This window comes from Ruegeria sp. CE12 (assembly GCF_056537525.1).
Map to the genome: position 1 here is coordinate 369,908 of NZ_JBQFRS010000003.1, position 17,341 is coordinate 387,248.

The following is a 17,341-nucleotide window of genomic DNA, read 5'->3' on the forward strand; positions in this document are numbered from 1 at the left end:
GGCAGCCGTCAGGTTGCCGGGGTCAACCATGCCTCAAGATAGACTTCCAGTCGATCGGCAAAGCTCTGCGCCTCATGCAGCGCGCAAAACTGCAGGGACATGGCCTGTATGGAAAAGGCCTGAACGCCTTCGGCAAGCAGATCGTGTGATACATCCTGCCGCACAGTCGCATGTTCCAACCAGCCGGATACCAGACGGAAGTACCGCTCGAAACAATGGGCAATTGGTCCGATCTCGGCGATTCCCGTGGCACCTGAATACCTTAACAGCAGATCAAAGACATAGCGTTCCGATGTCATGAAACTGTGGACAGGCTCCAATGCCGCTATGATCTCGGACACAGTTTTGGGATCAGGCCCGCTCTCAGCCTGATCAAAACAGGCGCTCAGCTTTTCGCCCATCAGGATTTCCATCAGCGCGTCCTTGTCGTGGAAATGCGCAAAAAAGGTTCCCTTGGCGACACCGGCAGCCTGAACCACTTCTTCGACCCGCAATGCCTCGTATCCATTGCGCTGCACAACGTCCTCAGCGGCGGACAAGAGGCGTGCGCGCGTCTTCAGGGTTCTTTTTTGAATCGGTTTTTGCATAAGGGTTGTTCGCACGAATTTTGACCGCGGTCAAATTTAATATTGACCATGGTCAATTATTGATTCTATAAACTGACCGCGGTCATTTTTGGAGAATCCCGATGCAACCCAAGAAAGTTCTCATCCTCGACGGTCACCCAGGTGAAACCAGCCTGTCCCGTACCTTTGCCCAGACATACAGCGATGCAGCGCGTAAGGCGGGTCATGACGTCCGAATGGTTCATCTGAGCGATCTGCAGTTCGATCACGATTTCGGTCAAGGCAACTATCACGACTTTAAACCACTGGAGCCCGTGCTTGAGCAGGTACTGCAAGACATCGAATGGAGCGATCATCTGGTCCTGACGACCCCTATGTGGTGGGGTGGTCTGCCTGCCAAACTGAAGGGCCTGATCGACCGGATGTTCATCCCCGGACGCACGTTCGATACCCGAAACACGACCAAGATTGGATTTCCTGCTCCGATGCTCACCGGTCGCACAGCGCGAGTTATTATGACATCCGACACGCCCGGCTGGTTCATGCGGCTGATCTATCGTCAGGCGCTTATCCGGCAGGTCCGGGATCAGATACTCGGCTTTGTTGGCTTTAAACCCACCCGCTTCACCTATTTCGCGGGTGCAAGCTATCCCAAATCGGGCAATGTGGAGCGCTGGATTGAAAAAGTAGCCAAAATCGGTGCGGCTGCAGTTTGAGCAGCGCGCCTACCACATCGTCTTGGCGGCGCGGGCACCCCATTCCTGATCATAGCTGGCGCCGCCTTCTTCCCCTTCCGAGGCCTCAGCGAGGATCTCGCCAACCGTCGGCAGATCGGCGGTTTCATCACCGCTGCTCCAGGTGCGTGCACGCATAAGAGCCCGGGCACATTGGGTGTAGATTTCAGCAATTTCTATGACAATCACAGTAGCTGGGAGCTTGCCGTTTTTCTCAAACCGCGCGCGCAAACCTTCATCTGTGGTCAAGCGTGCCATTCCGTTCAAACGCACCACATTGTTTGATCCCGGAACCATGAACATCAGCGATACATGCGGATCGCGCACAATGTTGCGCAAACTGTCCAGCCGGTTGTTCCCACGCCAATCAGGCATGGCCAGAGTACCTGCATCCAGTTCCAGAACCACCGGACCATCATCGCCGCGCGGGCTGCCATCTACGCCTTCAGGACCCACCGTGCTGAGCACACACAGGCGCGAGGCCATGATCCATTTGCGATAAAGCGGCGTCAGGCGGTGCGCGACCTTACGCAGCGCTGGCGCCCCGGGTTTGCCATACAACGCCTCAAGCGCGGCAATATCTTTAATGAACTCCATCCGGATCAAACCCCACTTCGCGCATCAGATCGTTTGAGCGTGTTTCAATCACGTCTTCCAGACGAGAAAGGAATTCGTTGCGATTGACCCCCGGCTCAATCGGATCAAGAAATTCGACAATCGCATGCCCGGGTTTGCGCATGATACCTGTACGGGGCCAGAACACGCCGACATTCGTGGCTGCCGGTACACATGGAAAACCCAGCCCTTCATACAGGACGGCCGTGCCAACCTTGTAGGGTTTATGGACCCCGGGGGCGACCCGGGTTCCCTGCGGATAGATCACCAGCTGACCGGGTTCCGCAAACTCTCGGGACACATCCTTGACCATCTTGGCCACAGCCGCTCCGCGCTTGCCTCGGTTAACCGGGATACAGCCAAGGCGGCGCGCATACATGCCGATGATCGGGGTCCACAGAAGTTCTCGTTTCATGATAAACTTGCCGTGCGGGATAGCGTCAAAGATCATGATGATATCGAGAAACGACTGGTGCTTGGCACCAATCACCACCTCTCCGGTCGGAACGGGGCCGCGCACTTCACTGCGAATTCCGACCATCCAGCGGGCCAGCCAGATTGTGGTGCGCGCATAGGTTTTGCAGGCCTGCAGCGCGCCACGTTTCGCGAACATCGCATAAGGGGCAAAGACCAATCCAAGGATCAGCATCCAGATATAAATCGTGATCATGAAGATCAGCGAACGTACCCATTGAATGGCCATGAGCATCACGAAAGTTCCTTCAACTTGCGACGGGCTGCGGACCAGGTGGCAAAAAAGGCAACAGTGGCCCCGAGCAGCGGAATAGCGGCAGGCAGAAGCCAGCCCATTCCCTGCAAGCCCAGTCCGGTCAGGAAGCCGCCCGCATCGGATGCCTCGGGCAGAAGCAACACACCAGACATCCCCAGCAACGTACCAACTGCAGCACCAAAGAACGCACGATAGGTAAAGCGCCGTACAAAAGCTCCCGCGATGAAGCGGTCACGGGCACCGACCTGTCGCAATACCTCAATGATCTGCGCATTGGCGGCGAGGGACGAATTGGCCGCCAGTGTGATCATCGCCGCCGTTGCCCCGCCAATCAGCAAGATGGAAATCCAGCCCAGCCGCCGTAGCGACATGGCCGCGTCAACCAGTGGTTCACGCCATCTGGTATGATCATCCAGTACCGCGCCGGGGACTTCGGCGCCAAGCCTGAGTCGCAGTCCAATGGCGTCCAGACCGGGTTCGCCTTCAACGATCTCGATCAGTTGCGGAATAGGCAGAGTGTCCAGGGGCAGATCAGGCCCGAACCAGGGTGCCAGCAGCGCTGCCTGTTCTTCGGATGTCAGGGCCCGCGCGGAAGCCACGCCCGGTGTCTGGCGCAGCACATTCAAGGCCGCTTCGGTCTGGGCCGCGCGCTGTTCTGCCGGTGCATTGATACGCAAGGTGGCAGCACCCGCAAGTTCGGTGGCCCAACGGTCGGCTAACCGACCCGATGCCAGCGACAATGCCAACGCAAAGACCGCGAGAAAGGCCATGGCACCGGATACAAACAGGGTCAGCTGCGCAGTAAAACCGGTGGGTGGAACCACCCGGTCGGCCCGCGTGTCGCGGCGCAGCAGCGTTCGGATGTCACCATTGCTCATAGGTCCGCCCCCGCCAGCTGCAGCCGGCGCTGCGAAATCCGCAAAACGCGGGCCTGAACCTGGCTTTTGGCCGCACGGATCAGGCTGAGGTCATGAGTGGCGATCAGAACGGTTTTGCCCATGCGGTTGAGTTCGACCAACAAGCGCAACAGGCGCTGGGACATTTCCCAATCAACATTGCCGGTTGGTTCGTCCGCCAGAACCACATCGGGCGACAAGATAAGCGAACGTGCTAAGGCGGCACGCTGGCGCTCACCACCTGACAATTCCGGCGGATGAGCCTCCAGCCGGTTTCCCAGCCCAACCCAGTTCAGCAACTCATTTAGGTTGTCTTGTTCCGCATCCTGTGCACGTCCTGCAACCATCAGCGGCAGGGCAACATTTTCGGACAGAGTCATGTGATCCAGAAAGTTGCAGTTCTGATGCACAACCCCGATCCGGCGGCGCAGCAAGGCCATCTGATCCCGATCTAGGCCCGCTATGTCTTCACCAAAGGCGCTGATACGCCCCGATGTGGCCAGCAAGGCGCCATAACAAAGCTTGAGCAAAGTCGTCTTGCCGGCCCCGGATGGTCCGGTCAGAAAATGGAACGACCCCGGTTGCAACTGCACCGAAACATCGCTGAGCAGCTCTCCTCCGCCATAGCTGTAGCTGACATTTTCCAGCTCGATCACGCCTGTCCCCATATTTTCTGCCGCTCTTCTTGCCCGAGCGCGGCCTTGGTTTCAATGCCCGTGCCGAGTCCAATTGGTGACACTTGTGTCCTGAGACCAAAAACGCGCTTTGCTGTTGGCTCTTAACGGAATATCATCCCTGAAAAAACTACTATCAGGCCGACAGGCAGGCCGGGGAGGCAGTATGCGTCTAACATGTCCGAAGTGTAGTGCCCAATACGAGGTTCCGGACGAGGTCATTCCAGAAGAAGGCCGAGACGTACAATGTTCCAATTGTGAAGAGACATGGTTTCAGGCCAAATATCCTGAGCCACAGGCTGAGGCCACTCCGGCACAAGATGAGAGTGTCGAAGAGACCGAAAACGAAGAGGTCGCCGCTGAAGCCCCTGCCCCCGAGGCAGAGCCTGAACCCGCGCCGGCAGAAGAAGCCCAACCACCAAAGGAAAGCAGCGGCAATGTAGATCCCGCTGTGGCCAATATCCTGCAGCAGGAAGCAGCCCGCGAAGCGGAACTGCGGGCGCAGGAAGGCTCGGGGCTGGAAAGCCAACCGGATCTGGCACTGGATCCTCCGGCCGAAGAGCCCGAAGTGGAGGCCAAAGAGCCCACGACGACCGAAACGGCAGAGGATGCCGGGCACAAGGACGTGTTACCGGATGTCGAGGCCATCAATTCCAGCCTGCGTTCCGATGAGACCGATAACCCATCAGCGGAAACCGAAGTCGCACCACGCAAATCCAGCGGGTTTGTACGGGGGTTTGTGCTGATCCTCGTGATCGGCGTGATTCTGTTCCTGGTCTACGGTAATGCATCACAGATCAGCGACGCGGTTCCACAAGCCGAACCTGCGTTGCAGTCTTACGTGTCGCTGGTGGACCAGGCCCGTATCTGGCTTGAGACGCAGGCGGGTTCAGCTTCGCAATAATTCCAGAATCTCTGATCAGAACCGTTCAAGCAGACGCTTGAGGTATTCCAGTTCGATTTTCGGGCGGTCGGTCTCGCCTGTCCGACGACGGATTTCGTCCAGCAATTCACGTGCGCGGCGATAGACGTCTTCGCCTTGTAGCAGGTTCTCATCTGTTGAAATCGAACCGGCCGCGCCCGGATTGCGACCCAGCGGATCGCGGTTGTTGGCCTGCATATCGCCTTCCTGTGTGCCCTGACCGGGTTGGTTTTGCTGGTTCTGGGCCATGGCTTCACCCAGCGCACGCATGCCTTCGCGAAGTGCTTCCATCGCTTCGGACTGACGATCGATGGCTTCGGCCAGATCTTCGCTGCGCAGCGCTTCTTCTGCCTCGTCCATGGCGCGACCTGCGCGGCCCAGCGCCTCGCGGGCAGCTTCGCCCTCTTCCGTTCCTGCACCGGGCAGGCCTTGCTCCTGACGGCTCAGTTCGTCTCTCAGAGCCTGCTGGCGGTCCGCCAGCGTTCCCTGACCCTGTTGACCTTCGCCACCCTGCTGGTCAGCACCTTGTCCCTGACCACCCTGGCCTTCGTGACTCTGACCCCGGCCCTGTCCACCCGAACGGCCTTCGTTACCGGTGTTTTCACCCGCCTGCGCACCCGGATTAAACTGTTCCTGCAAATCGCGGAAAGCCTGATCGCTCAGGCCCTGCTGTTCGCGCAGAGTCTCGGCGAGCCCTTCCATTGCCTGCTGACCTTCGGATTGACCGCCCTCACCCTGACCTTGGGTGACACGCATGTTCTCCATCATCTGCTGGAACTCTTCCAAAGCTTGCTGCGCCTCGGCCATACGGCCCTGTTCCATCAGCTCCTGAATACGATCCATCATCCGCTGCAGATCATCCTGCGTCATTTGCAGCGATTCACCGTTTTGCCCGGGCTGGCCTTCGTCGCTTTCGTTTTCCTGCGCCAGACGCTGAAGCTGTCGCAGATAATCCTGCGTCGCGTCGCGCAGCTCCTGCATCAGTTCGGCAATCTCTTCGTCGCTAGCGCCGTTCTGCATGGCCTCGGTCAAACGCTCTTGCGCACGGCGCATGCGTTCCAGCGCATCAGCAAGAGTCCCCTCTTCAATCAGAATCGCCAGATCCCAAAGCGCTTGAGCAATTTCGGCTTGCTGTTCGGGCTTCAGGCCGAATTCATCAAAAGTCTCAAGCCTGCGCAGCAGCACGCGCAGGCGAAGATAAGCCGTCTCGGACCGGAAGAGGCTTTCGGGACGATGCGAAACAGCCCGTAATATCTGCGCGACACGACCAGAGTTGTCACGAGCCCAAAGCAGATCGCGTCTCTGTTCGATCACCGCCGATGCAAGTGGGTCAAAGAAACGGCGCGCAGGCAATGCGGTCAGATAGGGTTCGGATTCCGAATGCTGATCAGATGCGTCACGAACAGAAAGGGTAATCCTGACCGGTAGATGCGCCCAAGGGTGTTGAGAGAAATCCTCGATCAGATCCTCTTCAAATTCGGTACGATCCCCGGTGATTGGCATCGGCAGCTGGACAGTGATCGTCTCGCGCGGTTCCGGCTCAGCGGTCAGGCCATAGCGACGATCCACAGACTCCAGATCAAGCTCAATCCGGGCAGACCCCGATACCACACCGTAGTCGTCACTGGCGGTAAAGGGCAGTTTCATCTGACCACCCGCTTCGGCCTCGGCGATATCGGATACGGCGACCTGTGGCCGGGTGTCCGGAATGACATTTAGTGCCCAATCCCGCCCAGACGGACCATCAATGCGCAACTGACCGGTGCGTTCGGCAACAAAATCCTGTTCCGGTTCTGTCGCAGCCTCAATCCCTGTCGAGGACGCGGTTTCGGTCAGGGTATGCGCCCCGACTTCCCCATAGAAGCGCAATGTTATGCGGCTACCCTGAGGCACCGAAAGCGTCGGATCTGTCTGATCGGCCAGATACAATGTAGGCAAACCGGTATAGCGCGGAGGCTCGACCCATCCTTCCCATGTCGGTCCCTGACCCGCCGTGGCTGTTCCCGGCGTCATCTCGGCAACTGATCCGATGCGCCAGAACGACCCGAAAAAGAACGCCACGACCAGCGCCAGCAAAGCTGCGTAGCGCAAAGCGTAAGGATCGCGCGAAGCCAGCCGAAGATCCGGTTTGACGACACTTGCCTCCGAGGCCTTCTGCGCCATGCGTGTCTGGTGCGCATGCCAGAGCGCGACAGAATCGGCATCCATTGCACCGATGGCCTGATCATCCAGCAAGGCCTGAATGGGACGACCGGGCAGGGTTTCATCCAACCGCACGAGCGCTTCGGCACGCGTCGGGATATGGAATCGTCTGATTCCCCAAACTGCTGCCACCAGAAGCCCTAGCACCGCCAGCGCACTTACGGCCCAGACAATTTCAATACCGACATGATCCTGCAGACCCAGCATCAAAGCGGCCAAAATGGCCATTGCCAGCGAAAAAAACGGCCAGAATGCGCGCCAAACCTGCTCGGCCAGCATCCCTGCGTGCGTCAGCCACAGGGACAATCGGGGAATTGGCAGGTTTGATCTGTCGGTCAAGGCGGGCCTCCTGATCGGGCCCGCGCGTTCATCGCGTCAAAGCCACGAAGGTATGGTATCGCGGTTTATGATTTCGTCAAAGCTTGGCCGTTCACGAATTACTGCGAATTGATCGCCGTTTACCAGAACCTCTGGGATCAGCGGACGTGTATTGTATTCGCTGGCCATTACCGCGCCATATGCGCCCGCGCTTCGAAAGGCGATCAGATCACCGGATTTCAGCGGTGGCATGTTGCGCTGCTTGGCAAAGGTATCACCCGTTTCGCAGACCGGCCCCACGATGTCATAAGGTTGCTGTTCAACGCCCGGAGCAGGCTCCTGCACTGCCACAATATCGTGATGCGCCTCGTACATCGCTGGACGGATCAGATCGTTCATTGCGCCATCGAGGATCAGGAAGTCACGACCTTCTCCGGATTTCACATAAATCACTTTGCTGACCATCAAACCCGCATTCCCGGCAATCAAACGACCGGGTTCGATCTCGATCTCGCAGTCCAGATGAGCGAGTGTCTTCTTGATCAGTGCACCATACTCCACCGGCAGCGGTGGCGCATCGTTGGAACGGGTATAGGGAATGCCCAACCCGCCCCCCAAATCGAGGCGGCGGATGTTGTGACCTTCGGCGCGCAGCTTTTCTGTCAGTTCAGCTACCTTGGTATAGGCCAGCTCGAAGGGCTCCAGTTCGGTCAGCTGCGAGCCAATATGGACGTCGATGCCAATCACCTCGAGGCCGGGCAGGCTGGCGGCATGGGCATAGACCTCGGATGCGCGGGCAATTGGAATGCCGAACTTGTTCTCTGATTTTCCCGTCGCGATCTTGGCATGGGTCTTGGCATCCACATCCGGATTCACCCGAACGGTGATCGGCGCAACCACACCCAACTCCAAAGCGACAGCGTTGATCACTTCCATCTCAGGCTCGGATTCGACGTTGAACTGGCGGATGCCGCCGCTCAGCGCGGTGCGTATCTCATCTGCTGTCTTGCCAACGCCCGAGAACACGATCCTGTCACCGGGCACTCCGGCCGCTTTGGCGCGCAGATACTCACCGCCCGAAACCACATCCATTCCCGCACCCGCCTGTGCCAGCGTCTTCAGGATTGCCTGATTGCTGGCCGCCTTCATCGCGTAACAAACGAGGTGATCGGTACCGTCCAGCGCATCATCGAACAGCTTGAAATGGCGCAGCAGTGTCGCAGTCGAGTAGACATAGAATGGCGTTCCGACCGCAGCAGCGATTTCGGAGATCGGTACATCCTCGGCGTAAAGCGCGCCGTCGCGGTAAAGAAAGTGATCCATGACAGCGCGCTTAGACTGAAATGCAAGCGTTGATCAATGGTTTTGAAGCGCCATCGCGCGCCTTTCAGGAATCAAAAAAAGGGCCCGAAACGAATTCGGACCCCTTTCAAAGAAACAATCAGTCAAACTTCAGGAGTTAACCTCGTCGATCAACTCATCGTAGTAAGCGCACAAACCTGCCAGATCACCGGATGCCTGTGCTTCTGTAGCTTTGGCCTGCATTTCAGATGCAATCTCTTGCATGCGCGTAGGGTTCGTTGCAGCCAGCGTTTGCAGCGCAGTGGACAGTTCCAGCGCCTTGGACTGCGCATTCTCGGCAGTGCAGTCCTGATCCGCAGCAGACGCAATTCCGGCAGAGGCAGCAATCATTGCTGCGGCAATAAAGATTTTTTTCATTTTGTACTCTTGTGTGTTTACCTGATGAATTTTCAGGCACGGCCCTTTTGCTCAGGAACACCGACACCAACAAGGGGGAAGAATCTGAAATTTAACCCATTGTTATAAAATATATTTTGTAGGCGTGCCAAATGGCCGAGCATTAGCGTACAACTCCAGCTCGTAAACACAATTTGCGCAATGGTTGCTGATTGACGCGTTACTTTCTGGTGGAAACACCAACGCGACCGTAGCCGGAAATTGAGATGCCCGATTTCTTCGGCTCTGCCGCAGGTTCAGGGCGCGACTGATAAGACGGGTCGCAAGCTGCGAGTACAACAAGCGCGGTCAATACACCGATGAATTTCATTCTTTATTGCCTCTGAGTTTCAGTCATGAGGGCATGACCACCCAAAGGTGGGTGATCAGACCATGGTTTTCAATCGGGCGTCAGGTCAGAGCCCAAAAAAGACGCTGAGAGGGCCACGGTTTACACCCACGCCGCCACTGACATATGCACCGTTGTTTGAAACGCCGACATTTGCGTTCAGCGTTGGCTGAATGGGCTCGCCATCCGCCCCGCATCCCGACAGCATCGCAGTAGCGGCCACAAGAGCAATTGCGCGCAAAAGGGTCATCACAGGTTCGCCTTCCATCTTTCAATCTGGATACGGACCTGATCCGGTGCCGTACCGCCGTAAGATTGTCGCGAGTTTACCGAATTTTGTACGCCAAGAACAGAATAGACATCCTGAGTGATGTCCGCGTGGACCGACTGCATGTCGTCAAGCGTCAGGTCGGGCAGGTCGCAGCCCTTGCTTTCTGCCATTGCAACCAGAGATCCGGTAACGTGGTGTGCATCACGGAACGGCAGGCCCAATACGCGGACCAGCCAGTCGGCCAGATCGGTCGCGGTCGAAAACCCCGAGCCCGCTGCCGCGGCAAGGCTCTCGCGGTTGGCGGTCATATCCTTGACCATGCCTTCCATTGCCGCCAGCGCCAGCATCCAGTTGTCGGCCGCATCAAAGACCTGTTCCTTGTCTTCCTGCATGTCCTTGGAATAGGTCAGGGGCAGGCCTTTCATGACCATCATCAGACCGGTATTGGCTCCATAAATCCGCCCGACCTTGGCCCGGATCAGTTCTGCAGCATCGGGGTTCTTTTTCTGCGGCATTATCGACGAGCCGGTCGAGAAGCGATCCGATAGAGATACAAAACGGAATTGGGCCGAAGACCAGATCACGAGTTCCTCGGCAAAGCGTGACAGGTGCATGGCACAGATCGAAGCCGTCGACAGGAACTCCAGCGCGAAATCGCGGTCGCTGACGGCGTCCAGCGAGTTGGCGGCAGGGCGATCAAAGCCCAACGCCGCGGCCGTCATATGGCGGTCGATGGGAAAGGACGTTCCGGCCAGCGCAGCAGCGCCCAGCGGGGATTCATTCATCCGGGCACGGGCATCACGGACGCGGCTCAGATCACGGCCAAACATCTCGACATAGGCCATCATGTGGTGACCCCAAGTGACAGGCTGCGCGGTTTGCAGGTGGGTAAAGCCCGGCATGACCCAATCAGCCCCGGCCTCGGCCTGCGCCAAAAGCGCGCGGATCAACGCCAGCAAGCCGCTCTCAGCCGCGTCCAGTTGATCACGAACCCAGAGTTTGAAATCGGTCGCAACCTGGTCATTACGGCTGCGACCTGTATGCAAACGGCCTGCGGGCTCACCAATGACCTCTTTCAGGCGCGCTTCGACATTCATGTGGATGTCTTCCAGTGCGGTTGAGAACTGAAATTCTCCGCTCTGGATTTCTGACAAAACGGTGAGCAGCCCTTCCCGAATAGCCTCGGCATCACTATCACTTATGACGCCTGTGGCAGCCAACATGGCGGCATGGGCGCGCGAGCCTGCAATGTCTTGGGCTGCCATCCGCTGATCGAACCCGATCGAGGCATTGATCGCCTCCATGATCGCGTCTGGACCGGCGGCAAAGCGGCCGCCCCACATCTGGTTCGAGGATTGATCGGTCATGTAAGAAAACCCGGAGTTGATATGCGCCTATTTCGTCTGATCCCCCTTTATATGGCCCTTGCGCTGGGTGCAAACGCCGCTTTGGCGACAGATGCCGAGACTCTTGGCCCACTGCGCGAAGGAAGTCTGAAACGCCTGATCCTGCACAAAGAGCCCAAGCCGGTCGAAGCCGTTGAGTTTCAGCTGGAAGATGACGGTGGCACTGCGTCTCTTGAGGATTACAAGGGCAAGTATGTGCTGCTGAATTTCTGGGCCACCTGGTGCGCCCCTTGCCGCAAGGAGATGCCGCAGATTGCCGAGCTTCAGGACGAGTTTGGCGGTGACAGTTTCGAAGTTCTGACATTGGCCACCGGACGCAACTCTCCTGCCGGGATCAAGAAGTTCTTCGACGAGAACGGCATCGACAACCTGCCCCGCCATCAGGACCCAAAGCAGGCCGTCGCAAGCAAAATGGGTGTGATTGGCCTGCCGATCACCGTGATCATCGACCCGGACGGCAATGAAATCGCCCGCCTGATCGGTGATGCCGAGTGGAATTCAAACAGCGCGAAAGCCATCATCTCGACCCTTGTTGAAGGCGACAGCTGACGGCGCAGCCAGCCTCAAAGTTTTGTGCTACACTGAAACCGGCCCTGTGAAGGGCCGGTTTTTCCTTTGCTGACCAGTAGAAGGGAGGCAGCGATGAAACCGGTAGTTCTGTTGATTGGACGTTTGCCGAACGTAATAGGCGATGTGGCACGGCAGTTGGATCATCTGCCGATCCAATGGCTGGGCGCTCATGATCAGGAAGAGGTCCGGCGGCAACTGGAGGCGGAACCGCGGATTGTCTGTGCCATCATGGGCGCAGGTCTTGATGACAAGATTCGCGGCGAAATGGTGGGCATCATTGCAGCACGCAGGCCTGACATTTGCATCCACCTCAAGGATCGCGCGTCAGGTCCTGAAGGCTTGGTGCCCTTCGTCGAACGCGTTGTGCAGCACGAGATTCTGGAAACTCTGGAAAACAGCTGACGCAACGCCACCTTTGACAGCCTTTCAACTCCTTTGCAGGTTGTCTGCAGGAGGATGGAATGCCACTCGAAATACTATTGGTTCTGGTGGTCGGCGGGATCGCCGGGATCACACTGTTGCTGCACGTCACAGGCAGATCGCGGTTGCGCGTCCTGACCAAGGCCAGCGCGCAAAAGGAATGGTTGCGTCACTTTCCCGATGATGACGTGATTGATGTCACCATATCGCATGACTGCCATTCAGCGCTGATCAGAACCAATGTCGGCGCTGGTCTGCTCTGGTCATTTGGCGCAGACACTGTTGCGCGGCATCTTATGGATTTCGACTGGCTTGAGCACCCAAAGGGACTGGAGGTTCAGTTCCACGAGTTTGGCGTGCCGCGCGTGGTTATCCATCTTGATGAAAGCGAACGCCGCCACTGGCGACACCTGATGGAGCCCGCATGACTGATCAAGTGACATTTCCGGACGCGGTGCAATGGGCCGTTCCCTTCTTCATTGCTGCAATCCTGGCAGAATTCCTGTGGATCTCGATCAAGGGTCGGGGCGGGCGATATGAAACCCGTGATGCGGTGACGTCGCTGATCATGGGGGCTGGCAATATAGCGTCGGGCTTTCTGCTGGGCTTCATCGCCTACGCATTCTTCATGTGGCTGTGGCAGATCACGCCCTTAAATCTGGGCACATCGATCCCTGTCATTATTCTGTGCTTTGTTCTGGATGATCTGCGTTACTACTGGGTCCACCGTTTGGGACATCGAGTGCGCTGGGTTTGGGCCAGCCACGTTAATCACCACAGCTCACAGCACTATAATCTCACAACCGCGTTGCGTCAGACATGGACCTATACGTTCACCTTCATGATGGTTGTTCGGGCTCCGCTGATCCTGCTTGGCTTCCACCCTGCGATGGTATTGTTCGTCGGCGGTATCAACCTGATCTATCAGTTCTGGATACATACCGAAGCGATCGGAAAGATGCCCCGCTGGTTCGAGGCCATCATGAATACCCCCAGCCATCACCGCGCGCATCACGGCCGCAATGCGCGGTATCTGGATTGCAACTATGCCGGTGTCTTCATCATCTGGGACAAACTCTTTGGTACCTTTGTGCCCGAGCAGGATGATGACCGCGTCGATTACGGGCTGGTGCACAATATCGGTACGTTCAATCCCTTGCGCGTCGCATTCCACGAATGGGTGGGGATCTGGCGGGATGTAAAACAGCCGGGCCTGAGCCTGCGCCAGCGGCTGGCTTATTGCTTTGCACCCCCCGGTTACAGCCACGACGGAAGCCGCGACAACTCTGAACAGATCAAAGCCAAACACCTTGCACGCCACCCAGAAGATCGCGGAACGCCCGGATTTGAGCAATTTGACGCGAAACCGCCTAATGCACAGGCAGAACGGGCTTGATCTTGCCCGACTGACCACCACGGCGACTTGAAATTCGGCCCAGCTACTCCATATCGACCAGATGTGCCGCGTATGAGTAGCTTGGAGGCCAGCATGTCCCGTCTGACAACTGTTTCGACTGTTATTGGCCTTTTGGGTCTGGTGATGGCGATGGTATCTGCGCTGATAAGCAATGTACCCTCTGGCATTCTGGCGCTTAGCTTCGTCATGTTGGTCATGGGCATTCTGGGGGCCGTGATCGGGGCTGCAGCATCGCTGGGTCGCGCATGGCAATCGGCCCGCTGACGGACCGCAGAGCATTAACCAATCTATTCATACATCTTACTTCTTAACCGCAGATTCACCTGTTTGCCCTGAGAATGAGGCCGAACCCCATTCGGCAACCCTCAGGGAACGGTATCCATGCGGGACAAGAAACTTTCAGACCTGCCAGAAGGCGCGGATAGCCCTTTGAATTCAGCGGTTACGGCCCGGGATCGCTCGGTCGTCCAGATGGCGACCGACGCCGTTAGGCACAAGCAGTGCAAACTGGCCTATCAGCCAGTCATGCAGGCCCATCCTCCGCAGGGTGTCGCCTTTTACGAAGGGTTCATCCGCGTCCTTGACGAAACCGGCCGTGTAATCCCCGCGCGCGAATTCATGCCGCAGGTCGAGAACTCGCCGATTGGACGGGAACTGGATTGCATCGCACTGGAAATGGGGCTGCGAACCCTCGTCAGAAACCCCGGAATCCGCCTGTCGATCAACATGTCGGCCCGCTCCATCGGATTTGCGCGCTGGTCCCGCGTACTGGACCGGTTCCTGAAAAAGGACGCCAGCATCGGGGAAAGGTTGATTCTGGAAATCTCGGAAAGTTCGGCGATGCAAGTACCGGAGCTGGTCGTGGATTTCATGGACCGCCTGCAGGAACGTGGTGTCGCCTTTGCGTTGGACGACTTTGGGGCCAGTAATTTCAGCTTTCGCTATTTTCGCGAGTTCCTGTTTGATGCCGCCAAAATCGATGGCCAGTTCATACGCGGGATAAGTGAAAACTCAGACAATCAGGCGCTGGTTCGCGCGCTGATCGCTGTCGCCCGTGAGTTCGAGATTTTGGTAACCGCCGAATCGGTCGAGACCAGACAAGATGCCGAGTTTCTGGTGGCCAATGGGGTCGACTGCCTGCAGGGCTTCCTCTTCGGCGCTCCTTCGATCACGCCGCCCTGGAAGACGAAAAGTGAAGCGAAGACAGGAAGTTAACAAGCACCGCACTGTCGCAACTAATTGCCGATCACAACGCTGAGACAAGCTGTCCGTTGCTGCAACTGCAGCATTACGCTATGGCAAGAGGTGCTTGAGCGGGGGATCACGAGGCGCTCTTGTATCCGGAGAGTGCCTCTCCACGACCTGCGCCGTCAGATTTCCCACAGGACCATGACGGTAAAGGATTGACTGTATGACCAACGTAGTAATCGCATCCGCCGCACGTACAGGCGTCGGTAGCTTTGGCGGTTCGTTTGCGAACACCCCTGCACATGATCTGGGCGCTGCCGTCCTTGAAGCAGTCGTGGAACGCGCTGGAATCGACAAGGGCGAAGTAAGCGAAACCATCATGGGTCAGGTCCTGACCGCTGCACAGGGCCAGAACCCGGCCCGCCAGGCGCATATCAATGCTGGCCTGCCGCAGGAAAGTGCCGCTTGGGGCATCAACCAGGTTTGCGGCTCGGGCTTGCGCGCTGTGGCACTGGGTGCTCAGCACATCCAGCTCGGCGACGCTGATATCGTTGCCGCAGGCGGACAAGAGAACATGACTCTGTCACCCCATGCCGCCGCTCTGCGCGCCGGTCACAAGATGGGTGACATGAAATACATCGACACGATGATCCGCGATGGTCTGTGGGACGCCTTCAACGGCTATCACATGGGTCAGACCGCTGAAAACGTCGCCGAGAAATGGCAGATCAGCCGCGACATGCAGGACGAGTTTGCAGTCGCGTCGCAGAACAAGGCTGAAGCCGCGCAAAAGGCCGGTAAGTTCGCTGACGAAATCACTCCCTTCACCATCAAAACCCGCAAGGGCGACATCGTGATGGACAGCGACGAATACATCCGTCACGGCGCAACCATCGAAGCCATGGGCAAACTGCGCCCGGCCTTCGCCAAGGACGGTTCGGTCACCGCAGCAAACGCTTCGGGCCTGAACGACGGCGCGGCCGCCACCCTGTTGATGTCGGCCGAGAATGCAGAAAAGCGCGGCATTGAGCCTCTGGCCCGTATCGCATCCTACGCAACCGCTGGCCTGGATCCGTCGATCATGGGCGTCGGTCCGATCTACGCCTCGCGCAAGGCGCTGGAGAAGGCAGGCTGGTCCGTAGATGATCTGGATCTGGTCGAAGCCAACGAAGCCTTTGCCGCTCAAGCCTGCGCCGTAAACAAGGACATGGGTTGGGACCCGTCGATCGTAAACGTCAACGGCGGCGCGATCGCCATAGGTCACCCGATCGGCGCATCCGGCTGCCGCGTACTAAACACCCTGCTGTTCGAAATGAAGCGCCGCGATGCCAAGAAGGGTCTCGCGACCCTCTGCATCGGTGGCGGCATGGGCGTCGCCCTCTGCGTGGAGCGCGACTAAGTGCTTTGATAACCAAATAAAAAAGGGCGCCGACTGGCGCCCTTTTTTGTTACAATCAACCACTACCTATTGGATGCGACGATATTGACACCTCGAAAGCGAAGATTCACGGCGAAACAATATTGCGCATCTGCATCTCTCAGAGTAACAGCATTACCAAGGCGACAAAATTTGGAGGATTCCTAAATGGCACGTACAGCACTCGTTACCGGCGGCTCCCGCGGCATCGGCGCAGCAATTTCCAAGGCGCTCAAGGCCGAAGGGTACAACGTTGCAGCCACCTATGCGGGGAATGACGAAGCCGCTGCGAAATTCACCGAAGAAACCGGCATCGCCACCTACAAATGGAACGTCGCCGACTACGATGAATCGAAAGCGGGCATCGAAAAGGTTGAGGCCGAAGTTGGTCCGATCGACATCGTTGTCGCCAATGCGGGCATCACCCGCGATGCGCCATTCCACAAGATGACCCCGGAACAGTGGCATCAGGTGATCGACACCAACCTGACCGGCGTGTTCAACACCGTGCACCCCGTCTGGAACGGCATGCGCGAGCGTAAGTTCGGTCGTGTCATCGTCATCAGCTCGATCAATGGTCAAAAGGGTCAGTTTGCGCAGGTGAACTATGCCGCCACCAAGGCCGGTGACCTGGGCATCGTCAAATCGCTGGCGCAAGAAGGCGCACGTGCAGGCATCACTGCAAACGCGATCTGCCCTGGCTATATCGCAACCGAGATGGTGATGGCGGTTCCGGAAAAAGTACGCGAATCGATCATCGGCCAGATCCCGGCCGGTCGTCTGGGTGAGCCTGAAGAAATCGCACGTTGCGTGGCGTTCCTGGCGTCCGACGATTCTCAGTTCATCAACGGCTCGACAATTTCGGCCAACGGTGCTCAGTTCTTCGTCTGATCCGATTGGACAACATTA

At 57.5% G+C, this 17,341-nt stretch carries 21 protein-coding genes; 10 read left to right on the forward strand and 11 right to left on the reverse strand.

Annotation, left to right across the window (positions count from 1 at the left end; translation table 11 throughout):
• Positions 1-8: 8 nt before the first annotated feature.
• On the reverse strand, positions 9-587 hold the full coding sequence (locus ACR0IO_RS10530; protein ID WP_480741469.1) for a TetR/AcrR family transcriptional regulator: 579 nt from the start codon (positions 585-587) through the stop codon (positions 9-11).
• A gap of 101 nt (positions 588-688) precedes the next feature.
• On the opposite strand from ACR0IO_RS10530, the gene ACR0IO_RS10535 reads away from it, so the two are divergent.
• Positions 689-1,282 (forward strand): NAD(P)H-dependent oxidoreductase, encoded by a 594-nt coding sequence (locus ACR0IO_RS10535; protein ID WP_170332399.1) that lies wholly within the window; start codon positions 689-691, stop codon positions 1,280-1,282.
• 9 nt (positions 1,283-1,291) lie between these two features.
• Here the strand turns inward: ACR0IO_RS10535 and ACR0IO_RS10540 are convergent, their stop codons facing one another.
• Genes ACR0IO_RS10540 through ACR0IO_RS10555 form a run of 4 tightly spaced genes read right to left on the reverse strand, consistent with a single transcriptional unit; the run spans position 1,292 to position 4,197 of the window.
• The gene (locus ACR0IO_RS10540; protein WP_480741471.1) at positions 1,292-1,897 is read right to left on the reverse strand and encodes a pyridoxamine 5'-phosphate oxidase family protein; all 606 of its coding nucleotides are present in this window, start codon (positions 1,895-1,897) and stop codon (positions 1,292-1,294) included.
• Positions 1,884-2,624, reverse strand: coding sequence for a lysophospholipid acyltransferase family protein (locus ACR0IO_RS10545; RefSeq protein ID WP_480741473.1), 741 nt, complete (start codon positions 2,622-2,624; stop codon positions 1,884-1,886). Before ACR0IO_RS10545 ends, ACR0IO_RS10540 begins: the two co-directional genes overlap by 14 nt.
• Entirely contained in the window at positions 2,624-3,523 is a 900-nt protein-coding gene (locus ACR0IO_RS10550; protein ID WP_480741476.1) for a cell division protein FtsX, read from the reverse strand. Before ACR0IO_RS10550 ends, ACR0IO_RS10545 begins: the two co-directional genes overlap by 1 nt.
• Positions 3,520-4,197 carry a cell division ATP-binding protein FtsE gene (locus ACR0IO_RS10555; RefSeq protein ID WP_170332405.1) on the reverse strand — a complete coding sequence of 226 codons (678 nt, stop codon included), beginning with the start codon at positions 4,195-4,197 and terminating at the stop codon, positions 3,520-3,522. Before ACR0IO_RS10555 ends, ACR0IO_RS10550 begins: the two co-directional genes overlap by 4 nt.
• Positions 4,198-4,381: 184 nt before the next feature.
• Between ACR0IO_RS10555 and ACR0IO_RS10560 the strand changes: the two genes are divergently transcribed.
• Positions 4,382-5,119 (forward strand): zinc-ribbon domain-containing protein, encoded by a 738-nt coding sequence (locus tag ACR0IO_RS10560; protein ID WP_480741479.1) that lies wholly within the window; start codon positions 4,382-4,384, stop codon positions 5,117-5,119.
• A 15-nt stretch (positions 5,120-5,134) separates the two neighbouring features.
• On the opposite strand, the gene ACR0IO_RS10565 is transcribed toward ACR0IO_RS10560, so the two are convergent.
• The 6 genes from ACR0IO_RS10565 to argH all read right to left on the reverse strand — a co-directional run bounded on the left by ACR0IO_RS10565 (position 5,135) and on the right by argH (position 11,381).
• A complete protein-coding gene (locus ACR0IO_RS10565; RefSeq protein ID WP_480741481.1) occupies positions 5,135-7,678 on the reverse strand; it encodes a TIGR02302 family protein in 2,544 nt (847 codons plus the stop codon).
• Between the two features lie 36 nt (positions 7,679-7,714).
• Positions 7,715-8,980 (reverse strand): diaminopimelate decarboxylase, encoded by a 1,266-nt coding sequence (gene lysA / locus ACR0IO_RS10570; RefSeq protein ID WP_480741483.1) that lies wholly within the window; start codon positions 8,978-8,980, stop codon positions 7,715-7,717.
• A 129-nt stretch (positions 8,981-9,109) separates the two neighbouring features.
• Positions 9,110-9,376 carry a hypothetical protein gene (locus ACR0IO_RS10575; RefSeq protein WP_480741485.1) on the reverse strand — a complete coding sequence of 89 codons (267 nt, stop codon included), beginning with the start codon at positions 9,374-9,376 and terminating at the stop codon, positions 9,110-9,112.
• 199 nt (positions 9,377-9,575) lie between these two features.
• Positions 9,576-9,725, reverse strand: coding sequence for a hypothetical protein (locus ACR0IO_RS10580; protein WP_170332411.1), 150 nt, complete (start codon positions 9,723-9,725; stop codon positions 9,576-9,578).
• An 85-nt stretch (positions 9,726-9,810) separates the two neighbouring features.
• Entirely contained in the window at positions 9,811-9,993 is a 183-nt protein-coding gene (locus ACR0IO_RS10585) for a hypothetical protein (protein ID WP_155149808.1), read from the reverse strand.
• Positions 9,993-11,381 carry an argininosuccinate lyase gene (gene argH / locus ACR0IO_RS10590; RefSeq protein ID WP_480741488.1) on the reverse strand — a complete coding sequence of 463 codons (1,389 nt, stop codon included), beginning with the start codon at positions 11,379-11,381 and terminating at the stop codon, positions 9,993-9,995. The genes ACR0IO_RS10585 and argH overlap by 1 nt, the downstream gene beginning before the upstream one ends.
• A gap of 21 nt (positions 11,382-11,402) precedes the next feature.
• On the opposite strand from argH, the gene ACR0IO_RS10595 reads away from it, so the two are divergent.
• The 8 genes from ACR0IO_RS10595 (at position 11,403) to phbB (ending at position 17,323) form a co-directional block, all read left to right on the forward strand.
• Positions 11,403-11,969, forward strand: coding sequence for a TlpA disulfide reductase family protein (locus ACR0IO_RS10595; protein ID WP_480741490.1), 567 nt, complete (start codon positions 11,403-11,405; stop codon positions 11,967-11,969).
• A gap of 93 nt (positions 11,970-12,062) precedes the next feature.
• Positions 12,063-12,392 carry a hypothetical protein gene (locus ACR0IO_RS10600; RefSeq protein WP_155149802.1) on the forward strand — a complete coding sequence of 110 codons (330 nt, stop codon included), beginning with the start codon at positions 12,063-12,065 and terminating at the stop codon, positions 12,390-12,392.
• Positions 12,393-12,451: 59 nt separating this feature from the next.
• Complete coding sequence (locus tag ACR0IO_RS10605; protein WP_155149800.1) at positions 12,452-12,838, forward strand: hypothetical protein; 387 nt, start codon at positions 12,452-12,454, stop codon at positions 12,836-12,838.
• Entirely contained in the window at positions 12,835-13,806 is a 972-nt protein-coding gene (locus ACR0IO_RS10610; RefSeq protein WP_480741495.1) for a sterol desaturase family protein, read from the forward strand. The genes ACR0IO_RS10605 and ACR0IO_RS10610 overlap by 4 nt, the downstream gene beginning before the upstream one ends.
• Before the next feature lie 93 nt (positions 13,807-13,899).
• Complete coding sequence (locus ACR0IO_RS10615; protein ID WP_155149796.1) at positions 13,900-14,091, forward strand: hypothetical protein; 192 nt, start codon at positions 13,900-13,902, stop codon at positions 14,089-14,091.
• Positions 14,092-14,208: 117 nt separating this feature from the next.
• Positions 14,209-15,042 (forward strand): EAL domain-containing protein, encoded by an 834-nt coding sequence (locus ACR0IO_RS10620; protein ID WP_480741498.1) that lies wholly within the window; start codon positions 14,209-14,211, stop codon positions 15,040-15,042.
• A gap of 196 nt (positions 15,043-15,238) precedes the next feature.
• The gene (locus ACR0IO_RS10625; protein WP_155149792.1) at positions 15,239-16,414 is read left to right on the forward strand and encodes an acetyl-CoA C-acetyltransferase; all 1,176 of its coding nucleotides are present in this window, start codon (positions 15,239-15,241) and stop codon (positions 16,412-16,414) included.
• Positions 16,415-16,600: 186 nt separating this feature from the next.
• Complete coding sequence (phbB, locus tag ACR0IO_RS10630; protein ID WP_155149791.1) at positions 16,601-17,323, forward strand: acetoacetyl-CoA reductase; 723 nt, start codon at positions 16,601-16,603, stop codon at positions 17,321-17,323.
• The last annotated feature ends 18 nt before the right edge of the window (positions 17,324-17,341 follow it).

What these genes read in the sequence shown, in the direction of transcription:
- ACR0IO_RS10595 (WP_480741490.1), top strand. Translation starts at nt 11,403, where the DNA reads ATGCGCCTATTTCGTCTGATCCCCCTTTATATGGCCCTTGCGCTGGGT.
- ACR0IO_RS10530 (WP_480741469.1), bottom strand. Translation starts at nt 587, where the DNA reads ATGCAAAAACCGATTCAAAAAAGAACCCTGAAGACGCGCGCACGCCTC.
- ACR0IO_RS10545 (WP_480741473.1), bottom strand. Translation starts at nt 2,624, where the DNA reads ATGCTCATGGCCATTCAATGGGTACGTTCGCTGATCTTCATGATCACG.
- phbB (WP_155149791.1), top strand. Translation starts at nt 16,601, where the DNA reads ATGGCACGTACAGCACTCGTTACCGGCGGCTCCCGCGGCATCGGCGCA.
- ACR0IO_RS10580 (WP_170332411.1), bottom strand. Translation starts at nt 9,725, where the DNA reads ATGAAATTCATCGGTGTATTGACCGCGCTTGTTGTACTCGCAGCTTGC.
- ACR0IO_RS10620 (WP_480741498.1), top strand. Translation starts at nt 14,209, where the DNA reads ATGCGGGACAAGAAACTTTCAGACCTGCCAGAAGGCGCGGATAGCCCT.
- ACR0IO_RS10600 (WP_155149802.1), top strand. Translation starts at nt 12,063, where the DNA reads ATGAAACCGGTAGTTCTGTTGATTGGACGTTTGCCGAACGTAATAGGC.
- ACR0IO_RS10605 (WP_155149800.1), top strand. Translation starts at nt 12,452, where the DNA reads ATGCCACTCGAAATACTATTGGTTCTGGTGGTCGGCGGGATCGCCGGG.
- ACR0IO_RS10550 (WP_480741476.1), bottom strand. Translation starts at nt 3,523, where the DNA reads ATGAGCAATGGTGACATCCGAACGCTGCTGCGCCGCGACACGCGGGCC.
- argH (WP_480741488.1), bottom strand. Translation starts at nt 11,381, where the DNA reads ATGACCGATCAATCCTCGAACCAGATGTGGGGCGGCCGCTTTGCCGCC.
- ACR0IO_RS10560 (WP_480741479.1), top strand. Translation starts at nt 4,382, where the DNA reads ATGCGTCTAACATGTCCGAAGTGTAGTGCCCAATACGAGGTTCCGGAC.
- ACR0IO_RS10615 (WP_155149796.1), top strand. Translation starts at nt 13,900, where the DNA reads ATGTCCCGTCTGACAACTGTTTCGACTGTTATTGGCCTTTTGGGTCTG.
- ACR0IO_RS10575 (WP_480741485.1), bottom strand. Translation starts at nt 9,376, where the DNA reads ATGAAAAAAATCTTTATTGCCGCAGCAATGATTGCTGCCTCTGCCGGA.
- ACR0IO_RS10625 (WP_155149792.1), top strand. Translation starts at nt 15,239, where the DNA reads ATGACCAACGTAGTAATCGCATCCGCCGCACGTACAGGCGTCGGTAGC.
- lysA (WP_480741483.1), bottom strand. Translation starts at nt 8,980, where the DNA reads ATGGATCACTTTCTTTACCGCGACGGCGCGCTTTACGCCGAGGATGTA.
- ACR0IO_RS10610 (WP_480741495.1), top strand. Translation starts at nt 12,835, where the DNA reads ATGACTGATCAAGTGACATTTCCGGACGCGGTGCAATGGGCCGTTCCC.
- ACR0IO_RS10585 (WP_155149808.1), bottom strand. Translation starts at nt 9,993, where the DNA reads ATGACCCTTTTGCGCGCAATTGCTCTTGTGGCCGCTACTGCGATGCTG.
- ACR0IO_RS10540 (WP_480741471.1), bottom strand. Translation starts at nt 1,897, where the DNA reads ATGGAGTTCATTAAAGATATTGCCGCGCTTGAGGCGTTGTATGGCAAA.
- ACR0IO_RS10535 (WP_170332399.1), top strand. Translation starts at nt 689, where the DNA reads ATGCAACCCAAGAAAGTTCTCATCCTCGACGGTCACCCAGGTGAAACC.